The sequence below is a fragment of the Bacillus cereus group sp. BfR-BA-01380 genome (assembly GCF_022663535.1).
GTDB lineage: Bacteria > Bacillota > Bacilli > Bacillales > Bacillaceae_G > Bacillus_A > Bacillus_A cereus_BB.
On sequence record NZ_JAKUFS010000013.1, the window covers coordinates 78,851 to 91,363 of the forward strand.

Here is a 12,513-nt window from a genome sequence, read left to right on the forward strand (position 1 = left end):
CCCTTTACAAATGAATGATAATTGCGGTTTTATCATCTGGATGAATAAGCTGTTTCGCTTCTAATTCTTCTATTATTTTTATGTATTTCTTAATACCATGCTCCCACACAAATTGTGCACTTGTTTCTAGCGGCCAATCGAGATGAAACAAGCCATCAGAACAAATAAATAGATTGGTAATTTCTTGTCGTAACAGTTTTCCTTGCTGAATAAAAGATATTGCTTCCTTCATCCCGTTTGCAACAGAATATCCGTTTAGAGTATTTGCCATGTAACGATTGTAGCGTAATTGCTCTTTTTTATCATTAAATATTGCTTCATTTGGAACAGAAAGTCCCTTTTTACGGTCTTCCTCGCGTTGTTGCTTTGCCCGTTTACTAATGCCTTTCACTGTGTCTTTCGTAAGTACTTTAACTGATCCGTCAACAAATTTAGCAACAATCATACAATCTCCAAGCTGCGTATATTCTATTGTTTTATCTGTGATATGAATAGCAGCAACGCAAGTACACCAAAGTTGATCCTTTTTTGTCATATCAATATGATATAATTGCATTTTTTCTTGCAGTAACTGATTTGCTATAGCAACTTCAGTTTGTAATGAACCCACACTTAAAATCGATTCAAATTGTTGCTGAAACAGATGGGAAGCCAAGTATGCTCCGTTATGACCATTCTCATCTTGAAAATCAATTACCGGCGTCGCCCCATCACATACACCATATAATTGCAAAGCTTTATTACAAATTAGTGCATCTTCACATTCTTGTTTTAATGGACTTGTTTGTTGAAAAAGCTGGACCTTCATATCCCTCTCCCCCTTATAATAAATCGCTTTCAATTTTCGAACTAATCTAATTTCCCGAAATAAACTGTTTTCCCTCAAATCTTACAATCTCATATATAATTTTGAATTATTGTCAGTTTGTACATATAGCATCTTTAGTGAAGGACGGGAGAGATATGAATCGATTACTCGGAGTAATTTTAGGGTCTGTAGTTGTAGCACTTTCTTTTAATCTTTTCCTTATCCCCCACAAGATTTTAAGCAGTGGGATTAGTGGAATCGCAATGATCATTGGAATCTTAACTCCCTTTAATACTGGATTAGTAAACTTTTTACTAAACTTACCTATTCTTATTTTAGGGTATATTGGACTTGGAAAACGATTTATTGGTTATACAATCATATCCGTTATTACACTTTCGGCGGCATTATATGTGATTCCTGTACATGCAGTAGCAACAGATGCACTACTTTCTTCTTTATTTGGTGGTGTAATTGCCGGGGCAGGTATTGGACTTGTTTTCAACTGCTACGGTTCAACAGGTGGTTTTGATGTTATTGGTATGTTACTTACACGTAAGAAAGATATTCAACTTGGCGGATTCTTAATCGTACTTAATGCTATTGTAATCGTTATTTCTGGATTTTTCTTCGATTGGGATACTGCATTAAACAGCTTATTATCTATTTTCGTTACAGGGAAAGTAATTGATGCAATCCATACAAAACATCGAAAAGTAACGCTAATGATTGTAACAGGTCAAGCAGAAGAAATGAAAGAAAAGCTCCTTTCAAGTCTTGTACGGGGTATTACATTACTTGACGGAGAAGGCGCATACTCAAATGAGAAGAAACGTGTACTAATGACTGTTATTTCTAGGGAAGAACTAGCAGGTATGAAAGCTATGATTTCTGAAATTGATCCGCAAGCATTCGTGAATATTACAGAAACCGTGGAAGTATTAGGATTATTTAGAAGAGGATAAAAGAACGAGGTGGAACTGCATCCACCTCGTTCTTTTATCTATTTTTCTGTTCCATAAAGTGAAACTTTAATCAGTAGGGGTTTTCTTCATCCCCCACTGATTATCAGCCCTCACCAATCGGGCTTTTACGGGCAGTTGATCCCCCACCTAACTTCTTAAGAAAAGCGGAAGCGGCTCGTTCAGAATCGCAGGACGTTAGAGCCCCTGACAGAGAGGCGCTTTTTGCCTCGTCCGAGGGGGCGAAACGGCCGGAGATTCTAGCCGCTAGAGCTGGACAATGTCTTCGCTGAATTTTGAGGTGGGAGTATTACTGCCCGTTAATCCGGGATAAATTCAATTCGATTCCAAAATAGATCTAATACATAAAACCTTGTAACATCAGGACGTGCTGTATCGACTATAACAGAAACTCCTTTTTGTGTTACATTTTCTTGAAAATATTCTATATGTTGAACATAAAACGCTGGATGAGCTTTTTTTGCAGGAGAAAAATTCTGCTCTACTCCAATGTGTAACTCCTAGCTCCCACAGAGAAACCAACACCCTCTCATTTTTTCAATCACGAAATAAAACTTACAATTCAAAAAGATTTAATGAGAAATTGACTATTTATCCTTATCACGTCTATACTCTTAAATGATATAACATTAGCATCGTTATATCTTTAAAATAAAATATAAACACAAGTTAGAAAGACATAAAACCCCTTTCTTATTAGGGGCGCACAAGCATCTAGCCATGCATAGAAGCGGTCAGGGCCTTTTTCTGCCTAGCAACAACCTATATATTATTTATTTTTAATTATTATATATATGCGGAGGAATCATGAATGCGAAGGAATAGATTTACGTCTGTTAAAAAAAGCATATATCTAAAAAGACGCGCTACTATTTCAAAAAATAGAATGAAAGCGACAATAAAAACAAAACAAAGTAAAGAAAATTTCACATTAACAAAACAACAATTTGATTCACTTCTTAAAGACACAGTAGATGCTATTGTTGTTCTTGATTTAGAGCTTCGTGTAATGAAAGTAAACAAGGCTTTTGAAACTCTTTTCGGCTGGACTGAACAAGAAATGCTTGGAGAAATAATACCTACTATCCCAGATTTCTCAAAAGATATATACAATAAACTATATCAAGATCTTGCACATAATAAACTGTTTACGTCGAAAGAAACAATTAGACAACAAAAAAGCGGGAATTTAATACATGTCACTAATTTTATCTCTCCTATTGTAAACACATATGGAGAAGTAGTAGCGTTTGTAAGTAGCTTAAGGGATATTACAGAACGAAAAAAAATAGAACTTGCATTAAAGGAAAGTGAAAAACGCTTACGAACTCTTATAAATGCGATGCCAGCGTTTATTCTTTTGAAAGATGAAGAAGGAAGATGGCTTGAAGCTAACGATTATGCAATTTCTAGTTTAAAATTTGAAAATGTACCGTATCGCGGTAAAAAAGATAGTGAGCTTATCCAATATAATGAGTCCTATCGTAACTCCTTCTTATACTGTGAGAAATCCGATCAATATGCATGGCAGCAAAATGAGAGTATGTGTCGTGAAGAAATTATTATTCATGCTGACTCTACTCCTATCATTCTTAACATTATAAAAGTTCCTCTTTTTCATCCTGATGGATCGCGAAAAGGGATTGTCATTATGGGACAAGATATTACAAATTTAAAGAAAACAGAAGAATTATTAAAAAAATCCGAAAAGCTCGCAGTTGTTGGACAGCTAACTGCTGGTATTGCCCATGAAATACGAAACCCATTAACTTCTTTAAAAGGATTTTTAAAATTGCTAGAACCTGATATGAATGAAAACAACAAATGGTATGTTGATATTATGCTAAGCGAAATTGCTCAAATGGAATCTATTACAAATCAATTTATGGCAATGTCTAAACCACAAGCCATATCCATACAACCCTATCAAATTCAAACATTAATCGAGGAAGTAGTAACATTTATTTCACCAACAGCAATGATGCATAACACACACATCACCATGAATCACATGTCCTCTTTACCAGCAATTCAATGTGATGGAAATCAGCTCAAGCAAGTATTCATTAACATATTAAAAAACGCAATAGAAGCAATGACTCACGGAGGGACTATTTCCATTCAAACAATGAACATAGAAAATCATTCTATAGTAATTAGCATTACAGATGAAGGTTGTGGAATTCCACAAGATCGCATTTCACGATTAGGTGAACCTTTCTATAGTTTGAAAGAAAAAGGAACTGGATTAGGTTTAATGATGTGCTATAAAATCATTGAAGAGCATAATGGAAAATTACAAATTACAAGTGAATTAAATAAAGGAACAACTGTAGATATTCAGTTACCTATCTTCCCAAAAGCGAAATAAAAAAGAGGAGCAAACAGAAAATTAACTTTCCTGTTTGCTCTTCTGTTTCTATACAATACTTCGCTAACTTTGGAATCTGCACTACTTCTAAGAGGGGTACTGACGGCAAAATGCGGATTTTATACGCTAAGGATATGCAGGATTTCATGCAGGCTACGAAAACGGTTTAAACTGCTTAATGCTGTTGTAACAGGGCTGTATGAAATCCTGCATACAGCGGAGGGAACAGAAGACTGAAAAACTCTTGATATGAACGGATTTCTGGGATTTGATTACTGCTGATAATGAGACGTTATGTTAACTTTGGATGAATATCTTATTCATCCAAAGTTGTACAAAAACGTCCTTGCTAGTGGTACAATTAGGATAACGGAGGAATATTATGGGATATCTTAATCAGCTTTATGTAATACTGTATTTTATAATCGGCATTGCAATATTCTCATTCTTCAATTCTGATTCACCAAAAACTAAGGATAAAAATCTAACATTCATAATGGTCAGTTTAGGGGTAAATCTATTCACAATTCCAGTGGCTTTTTTTATAGGTGTGATGGCAACAGACCCTCCAGATAGTACTGAACTTGATTTTTGGGGAGGGTTTCTCCTTATTCAGGCAATACCGCTCCTTATATTAATAATAGGAATCTTAAAATGGCTTATTGACAGAGGAAAAAATAAATGAGCTTATAAATAGAATTGCTTTATAATATGTATAGTTGCACAAAATCAAGAAATTTAAGGAGACGGATAAATTTTATGAGAAAATTATCCATATTACTTACTTTAAGTCTAGTATTTGTCAGTGTTACGGCTGCTTGCACACAAGATAAAAAAGATAGTGCAGTTGAAAATGGTTCAATAGAAGAACCAACTGCAAAAAATGAAAATAAAGAATTAATAAATTTTGAAGAAAAAGAAACTATGAGCCGCTTGGAACAAGGTATTTTATTAGTTGGTGAGAGTATTAAGGGAGGCTATTACTTGACCACCGTTCAAAGTGCATATTTAAATGATAGCAACGATTCTATCGTTGTTAATGTCTCTGTAAAAAATGTACGAGGTGAAATGATTGGACTATCAGAATTAAAATATACCTTAAAAGATGAAAAAGACGGTAAGGCGTATGAAGGAAAGGTGCTTGACCAAAACCCTTCTCCTTATGATATACAAGTTAAACCAAATGAAACGGTAGAATTGAAAATAGCTTTTGAAGTACCAGGTACCGCAGATGAATATATGTTTTATATTGAAAGCTCTTTAGACCCTCTAGAAACACACTGGAAAATTGATAAGCTGCAATCACCAAAAAACTAAGTCTAAATATAATTTAGTAGAAGTGTTCTTTAATATGAATATATTCGAAAAGTAAACAATGCTAATTCCAAGCGAGCGGTTAACTTTTTGGACAAACATAATTTACTTCCGCTTTCGAATTTTACGTCAACTAGCACCTCGCAAGAGGTGCTAGTTGTTTTTTTACAGTAGCAAAGATGAAATTTCATTGTTAGAAAATGTCTTAGCGGATAAAATCTGCGTTTTGCCGTCAATACCCCCTGCCCATCATCTTAAGAAAACGGAGCAATCCCAAAAAGAAAAAGTAAGATGAATCCTTATAACTAACTTTAGAAAAACAAAATTTTTGTGTAGGCCTATTTAAAGATAGTAACTTGATGAGGATGTGGTGATACGTGGGGATTCTACGACAAAAGTAGTAGGATTTCCACTTGAATTTCATCTTTTAGATTGATTCATCTAGCTGTTTTTTTTAATAAAATAGTGATTAGATATATTGAACTTAAAAGATATAAAATGATATTGGTAATAATCAATTACTTATAAAAGGAGGAGTTTTAATGATTAAAGGGATTTTTGAAACACATATTAATGTAAGTAATTATAAAGTATCTGCTGAATTCTATGAAAAATTATTTAATATTATTCCTTTGTATGAAGACTCTAATCGAAAATCTAAATTTTACTGGATCGGAAAACCTGGAGAAGCTATGTTTGGCATTAGAGAAAATTATCCTTCACCGGAGATTCAGCGTCAACATTTCGCTTTTAGAGTAGATGTGAAAGATATTATTAAGGCGAGAAATTATTTAAATGAATTAGGAATTGAATCTGCAAATTTCTTTGGTGGAAATTCCGAAGAATTAATGGTATTCCCTTTTATGCCTGCTGTGTCGATTTATTTTACAGATCCAGATGGTCACTCAGTTGAGCTTATTTCTATGTTAGAAGATAAACCAAGACCAGAACTTGAAATTATGTCCTGGAAAGAGTGGGAATTTATACACGGAAGATAATTACAAATTACAATACAGAAGGGAATAAACATAATGATACAAAACATATACGAAACTCATTTACATGTAAGAAATTTAGAAAAGGCGATAGATTTCTATCAAAACAAGCTAGGATTAGCATTAGCAAGAAAACTATCCAGAAGAAGAGTGGCTTTCTTTTGGGTAGGAGAAAATAAAAAACAAATGCTTGGAATATGGGAAGTACATAATATTGAAAACTTTGAAACGAAACACTTTGCTTTTGGTGTAGATTTAGAGTTTTTAAGGACTTCTAAATTGTGGTTAGAGGAACGTGGAATAGAAGTGGTAGGAAGTCAGGGGAAAGGAAATCAAGAGCCAATTGTCCAAAGATGGATGCCCGCTGCAAGTGTATACTTTCTGGACTGTGATAGAAATAAATTAGAATTCATTTCTATGTTACATGATAATCCAGATGAATTAGAATATGCATCCTATTTAAGTGAATGGGATGCGGAACACCAAGAAAAATGAATGAAATTGTATCTATAAAATGAAAAAAACGTTATTCTTTCTAAACAAGCTAGATTAGAAAAAATAACGTTTTTGAACATTTCACTTCAAAGTAAACTACTTGATTTATTCGACGGATGAAAATCGGCAGGGCTCCAACTTGGATAACACAATTATTAGGATTAGAATGTTGCTTTCTGACATGAGTTTGGATAAGAGTACTTGAAACACTATATTTTCCTTTGTATTAACGAATTTAATTATGTAACAAATTGTTAAACCTCTCCTATTTTTAGTGGGAAATTATGTGTTACTATTTTTTCAAAACAGAAATAGACTTGATTGTTAACAGGTTTTGACTTGAAAATAACTTCTCCTTTTTTTACATATCCATTTTTCTCGTAAAACTTTTGAGAAACATCGTTTTTTGAAAAAACATCTAAGCCGATACCCGTATATTTCCGCTGAATTGCTAACCCTTCACAAAAATCTAGAACTGCTTTTCCATAGCCATTGCTTTGTTGATCTGGATGTATACAAAATGAATGTATAACAAGATAAGCTCCTTCATTATAAGACCATTGGATATTTGACCATTCTATAGGTTGCCATTCATCAAGTACAAAAACTCCAATTAACTCATTTTTATTTTTTAATACATATAATTCCCTGTTTTCTATTTTCTCAGTAAAATATGCCCTGTTTGGATAAGAATCATCCCACTGGTATATGTTCCGATTTTCCAAGTCTAACCTACAATCTAAAAATAATTTTTCTATTTTATCCAGGTTCTTATTTTTTTCAGTTTCTAAAGATATACTTATTGATTTCATTTTTGTACCTCCATTATCTCAGCTTTTTACATTAATAAGGATGTTTTTAAAGGATTGCAAGGCTCGAGATCCTTTATTTTTTTTATGATGAACAAGATAAATTGATCTTTTCGGCATTGGAAAAACGGAGTTAAAAGGAATCTTGATGAGTTCTTTATTTTTAATATATTGACGGGCAACTACATCGGGAAGGAACCCCATCATCTTTTGTTCAAGTAAAATGCGAACATATAAAGTGGTATCATCTACTTCAATTGAAGGGAAAAGTTTGACTCCTATTTCGTTATGAAACCACTCAATAAAAGGAGTTTCCCAAGGAATATGAATAAATGATGATTTATTCAGCTGATCTCTGGTTAACTCTACTACGTCTTCTTTAAATAGATCAGGGCTACCAACAAGATAAAAAGGCTCTTCAAATAACCTAACATATTCAAGATCAGGGTGTTGAGGTTTGGATGGAACAACACAAACGTCAATAATCCCATCTAATAGTAATTGAAACATTCTCTGAGTGTGGCCTGTGTATAGACGGAGTGTATAGTTGCTATAATTTAATTTTAACTTTTGTACATATGGTAAAAGGAAATAATGCCAAATGGAAACTAGGCTCCCTATAGCAAGTTTTTCATCATAATCAATAAAGCTCCTTGCTACAAACTCCCCGTGTTTTAGTATATCAATTCCCTTTTTAGCGAAGGGATACAATATAGTTCCAGCTTCCGATAATTTGACCGATCTTGTATCTCGGATAAACAGCAGTTTTCCAATTTGATTTTCCAATTGTTTTATCCTGTTAGTTACAGTTGTCTGTGAAATATTCAATTTTTCTGCAGTTCGAGTAAAACTATTGGTCTCCGCAAGAGTAATAAAAGTCTCCCAATGTTCATAATTCAAAAATTCATCTCCCTTTCCAATTTATTCATATTACGAATAGATTATATAGTATTTTTTCATTTAACTAAATAGATATTATTATCTATACTATAGATTATAAGTACTATTAGAAAAAGGAGGAAAACTGATGGAATTAAATCCCAAAATTAAATCTATTCTCAATAAAATAAATTCAAAAAAATCTCGTCCTCTACATTTACTTTCTGTCCAAGAAGCACGAGGACAAGTGAAGAACCCTTATTTGACAACACCTGTGAACCCAAGACTCTCAGGAAATGAACGTGTCACAACAAAAAAAATAGATGGACCATTTGGAGAGATACCGATTAGGGTTTATACGCCTCCCGGTTCAGAGAATTTCCCTATTTTGATTTACTTTCATGGAGGTGGATGGGTGCTTGGCAGTCTAAATGGAGTCGACACGATTTGTCGTAGAATTACACAAAAAGCTAGAGTTATCGTGGTTTCAGTTTGTTACCATCTTGCACCGGAATACAAGTTTCCTGACCCAGTATATGAAGCATTGTTCGTAACTCAGTGGGTTTACAAACATGCAAAAGATATCCACGGTGATTCTACTTTATTAGCAATCGGAGGTGACAGTGCCGGGGCTAACCTTGCCGCTGCAGTAACCCTTAAATTGAAACAAGAAAAGAGCCTGAAACTACGCGCCCAACTTCTTATCTATCCGATAACAGATTGCCGTCTACAATCTGAATCTTATAAAGAATACGCGACGGGGTATCTTCTTACTTATGACGCTATGAAATGGTTTTGTGGACACTATCTTTCATCACCGGCGGATATAAATAATCCCTTTGCGTCACCACTACTAAGCGTCGATTTGAGTGACTTACCTCCGGCTTACATTGTGACAGCTGAATTTGATCCTGCTAGAAGCGATGGCGAGCAATATGCAAACCGTTTAAGAATATCTGGAGTACCTGTTATTTTACGAAGATATGAAGGGATGATTCATGATTTTATGTCATTTGCTGATCAGCCTTGGGAGATTAAAGAAGCAATTGAAGCGATTGATGATACTGCTATTGGTATCAGAGATCTACTCTATAATGGGAGGATTTCGATATGAGTATAAATTACTGGACATTCATCGTCACATCTATTTTGCTAATCTTGTCTCCAGGAATCGACACCGCTCTTGTAACAAAAAATACAATCACTTTCTCTACGAAAGGAGGATTACTCACTGCATTGGGGATAGCTAGCGGAATTCTCGTACATACAATTGTCACGGGACTAGGATTATCCTTATTATTAATGCAATCTGCAAAACTGTTCGTTGTTATTAAACTTATCGGTGCGGTATATCTTATTTTTTTAGGAATATCCTCCTGTGAATAACCCCTCCTTATCCACCTTACGGCCTGATTGAAGAAGGGGCTTCCTGTTTCATAGACCATTGCGTAGTGGGGGGGACCCACTGCGTCTTACACAGTCTCCACAGGCGTAGATTATACTGTTCGGACATAACCTTGCCCTACAGTTTGTAGACTTTAGTTTGTGATAAGCAATTCTTCTAATCCTTTTTGTAAGATGTTCAGGCTCGCATTATAGTCTCTATCTAACACTGTTTCACACTTTGTACATATGTGAGTACGAATAGAGAGAGACTTCTTCACACGATTCCCACAAAAAGAACAGTCTTGTGAAGTATATTTTGGTTCTACTTTGACGAGTACACCGCCATGACTTTCACATTTGTAAGCAAGCATGTTTCGAAACATTCCCCACCCTGCATCAGAAATAGATTTCGATAATTTTCTGTTTCTAACCATGTTACGAATGTTCAGATTTTCTACAGCGATAACGGAATACTCTTTCGCAAGATTGTAACTGAGTTTATGAAGAAAATCCCTGCGCTGATTCGCTACTTTTTCATGTAGCTTGCGAACACGCTCGGCCTGTTTTATAAAGTTAGCAGAACCTTTTTTCTTCTTAGAAAGTTTACGCTGTGCTTTCTTTAGTTGTTTTTCTTTTTCACGGAGAAATCTAGGGTTTTCAAACTCTGAACCATCAGAAAGAACGGCATACTTATGTAATCCCACGTCAATTCCTATCGCACGATTGGTATCGATATCAGATGGTACCACTTGTCTTTCGACACTGAAAATAGCGTACCATCTTTTCCCTTGACGTTTGAGAATCAGTTGCTTGATTGTTCCTTCGAGTGGTCTATGAAGTAGGATCTCTATTTCTCCCAATTTTTTATTGTATAACTTATAGTTATCAGAAAAAGACATCGCATAACGATGCTTTCCGTTTGGTTTGAATCCAAATTGCGGAAACGTCATACTATTGTAGTCTTTATACTTTTTCTGTTTTGGATACTTTGCATCTTTACGAAAGAAATGATCAAACGCTTTTTTTAGACGTACAAACACTTCTTGCAAAGGCTGAGAAGGCATTTCTTTTAGAAAAGGATACGTATTCTTGTCCAATGTAAGTTGTCTTTGCATATCATAACGATCGTAATTTTCTTTGTTTTGCTTATATTTCCGTTCTTTGTCTAGCAAGGCAGAATTATAGGTTTGACGACAATATTGTAACCAACAGCCTAACACTTCTTTTTGTGTTTCTGTTGGAAAGATTTCATATTTTTGATTCAACAACATTGTCATCCCCTCCCATTCGTTTTGCCCCTGTGTTTCGATGTATTGTTTTAGCATTTCTAATGGTGCACCGCCCACAGCCAGCAAACGATAACTTTGAGATCCAAATCATTCTTTACATACATTCTATCTGATTCGAGGAAATTCCTTTTTCAATCCTTTGGCTTACGCCAACCAAAATTCATCCCCTCTCTACTCATTAGGCTTCACCCTTCTCATTCCTTGAGGAAGGGGAATTCTTTTGGAAATATGTTAAAAATAGTAATCAAGATCCTGTTAGAGTTGGAAAGTCAACGGTCGTATCATCATATGATGTTTTTTCACGCCTTTATAGACAGGGAATCTTAACAAATGTTCTTAATCCTAAGGTTGCCTTGTTCTTTTTAACCTTTCTTCCTCAATTCACGAATAAAACGCAAAATTTTTTCCTCAACTCTTGCTACTGGGACTAATATATTCTGGACTAACATTAGGATGGTTCATCTGTTACATCTCCGTTTGTTTCCTCTTTTAAGGTGATAGGCATGTGGCGGGCCCCTTAAGATAACACGTATTTCATATTCTACTCATCATTAACGTATTTTCACAAAATTACATACACAATTGTAGCTACGCAAAACGCATGAAACAAAGCAATTCCATAACCAGAACATAACGTTTACCACAATACTAGTTATACTTCCAATTAATGCACTTCCTATAATATCAGATGGATAATGCTGCCCGTTCCAAATACGGGATAATCCTGTTAAAAATGCTAATAACCACAAAAACCATCCCAACAAACGATTATAAAACAAAATAGAAGTTGCCACGGCAAACGATAGCATCGTATGTTTGCTTGGAAATGAAGAATTCATTCCTGATGGAATTGGAGGTAATATATGCACATTATGATTTACAAAAGGGCGAGGTCTAAAATAAAATCGTTTTATAAAAAAATTAATAAGTAACGTTATACATGCAGAAATTGTGGCCTGTATCGTAATTTTTTTATAAAAACCACTACGAAACCACATTAAGATTAATAAAAGAACATATACATAACGCGCTTTTCGAGAAATCATGATCATAATGGCATCTACAGATGGATAACGGCCAACAAACTGGTTAATAGCTCTAAATATTTTGTAGTCCATAAGAGTATCCCTTCAATTTCAATTCAAATATGATTCTTAGCATTTCCACATAAAAAAGAACTATGT

General features: G+C 34.6%; 13 protein-coding genes and 2 pseudogenes. 9 read left to right on the forward strand and 6 right to left on the reverse strand.

Annotated elements, in window-relative coordinates:
* Nucleotides 1-4: 4 nt before the first annotated feature.
* A complete protein-coding gene (locus MR076_RS13765) occupies nt 5-808 on the reverse strand; it encodes a protein phosphatase 2C domain-containing protein (RefSeq protein ID WP_242221441.1) in 804 nt (267 codons plus the stop codon).
* 155 nt (nt 809-963) lie between these two features.
* Here MR076_RS13765 and MR076_RS13770 point away from each other — a divergent pair, with 155 nt between their 5' ends.
* Entirely contained in the window at nt 964-1,773 is an 810-nt protein-coding gene (locus MR076_RS13770) for a YitT family protein (protein ID WP_242221442.1), read from the forward strand.
* 317 nt (nt 1,774-2,090) lie between these two features.
* Here MR076_RS13770 and MR076_RS13775 read toward each other — a convergent pair.
* Nucleotides 2,091-2,333, reverse strand: a pseudogene (locus MR076_RS13775) (VOC family protein); the annotation flags it as partial.
* 269 nt (nt 2,334-2,602) lie between these two features.
* Here MR076_RS13775 and MR076_RS13780 point away from each other — a divergent pair.
* From MR076_RS13780 to MR076_RS13800, 5 genes are all read left to right on the forward strand, one after another.
* Nucleotides 2,603-4,162 (forward strand): PAS domain-containing sensor histidine kinase, encoded by a 1,560-nt coding sequence (locus MR076_RS13780; protein ID WP_242221444.1) that lies wholly within the window; start codon nt 2,603-2,605, stop codon nt 4,160-4,162.
* Nucleotides 4,163-4,544: 382 nt separating this feature from the next.
* On the forward strand, nt 4,545-4,847 hold the full coding sequence (locus tag MR076_RS13785; RefSeq protein WP_242221448.1) for a hypothetical protein: 303 nt from the start codon (nt 4,545-4,547) through the stop codon (nt 4,845-4,847).
* 74 nt (nt 4,848-4,921) lie between these two features.
* Nucleotides 4,922-5,479, forward strand: a complete 558-nt coding sequence (locus tag MR076_RS13790) for a DUF4352 domain-containing protein (RefSeq protein ID WP_242221450.1) — start codon at nt 4,922-4,924, stop codon at nt 5,477-5,479.
* A 539-nt stretch (nt 5,480-6,018) separates the two neighbouring features.
* The gene (locus tag MR076_RS13795) at nt 6,019-6,474 is read left to right on the forward strand and encodes a VOC family protein (RefSeq protein WP_242221452.1); all 456 of its coding nucleotides are present in this window, start codon (nt 6,019-6,021) and stop codon (nt 6,472-6,474) included.
* Between the two features lie 33 nt (nt 6,475-6,507).
* Nucleotides 6,508-6,966 carry a VOC family protein gene (locus MR076_RS13800; RefSeq protein WP_242221455.1) on the forward strand — a complete coding sequence of 153 codons (459 nt, stop codon included), beginning with the start codon at nt 6,508-6,510 and terminating at the stop codon, nt 6,964-6,966.
* Nucleotides 6,967-7,220: 254 nt separating this feature from the next.
* Here the strand turns inward: MR076_RS13800 and MR076_RS13805 are convergent, their stop codons facing one another.
* Both MR076_RS13805 and MR076_RS13810 read right to left on the reverse strand, forming a co-directional pair.
* On the reverse strand, nt 7,221-7,778 hold the full coding sequence (locus MR076_RS13805) for a GNAT family N-acetyltransferase (RefSeq protein WP_242221457.1): 558 nt from the start codon (nt 7,776-7,778) through the stop codon (nt 7,221-7,223).
* An 18-nt stretch (nt 7,779-7,796) separates the two neighbouring features.
* The gene (locus MR076_RS13810) at nt 7,797-8,675 is read right to left on the reverse strand and encodes a LysR family transcriptional regulator (protein ID WP_242221459.1); all 879 of its coding nucleotides are present in this window, start codon (nt 8,673-8,675) and stop codon (nt 7,797-7,799) included.
* 127 nt (nt 8,676-8,802) lie between these two features.
* On the opposite strand from MR076_RS13810, the gene MR076_RS13815 reads away from it, so the two are divergent.
* On the forward strand, nt 8,803-9,768 hold the full coding sequence (locus MR076_RS13815; RefSeq protein ID WP_242221460.1) for an alpha/beta hydrolase: 966 nt from the start codon (nt 8,803-8,805) through the stop codon (nt 9,766-9,768).
* On the forward strand, nt 9,765-10,040 hold the full coding sequence (locus MR076_RS13820; protein ID WP_242221462.1) for a LysE family translocator: 276 nt from the start codon (nt 9,765-9,767) through the stop codon (nt 10,038-10,040). The genes MR076_RS13815 and MR076_RS13820 overlap by 4 nt, the downstream gene beginning before the upstream one ends.
* A gap of 152 nt (nt 10,041-10,192) precedes the next feature.
* Here the strand turns inward: MR076_RS13820 and MR076_RS13825 are convergent, their stop codons facing one another.
* Nucleotides 10,193-11,317, reverse strand: coding sequence for an RNA-guided endonuclease InsQ/TnpB family protein (locus MR076_RS13825; RefSeq protein ID WP_242221464.1), 1,125 nt, complete (start codon nt 11,315-11,317; stop codon nt 10,193-10,195).
* Between the two features lie 320 nt (nt 11,318-11,637).
* Here MR076_RS13825 and MR076_RS13830 point away from each other — a divergent pair.
* A pseudogene (locus MR076_RS13830) lies at nt 11,638-11,801 on the forward strand (LysE family translocator); the annotation flags it as partial.
* A 79-nt stretch (nt 11,802-11,880) separates the two neighbouring features.
* Here the strand turns inward: MR076_RS13830 and MR076_RS13835 are convergent.
* Nucleotides 11,881-12,447: an undecaprenyl-diphosphatase gene (locus MR076_RS13835; protein WP_242221466.1), complete on the reverse strand. Its 567-nt coding sequence runs from the start codon at nt 12,445-12,447 to the stop codon at nt 11,881-11,883.
* Between the last annotated feature and the right edge of the window lie 66 nt (nt 12,448-12,513).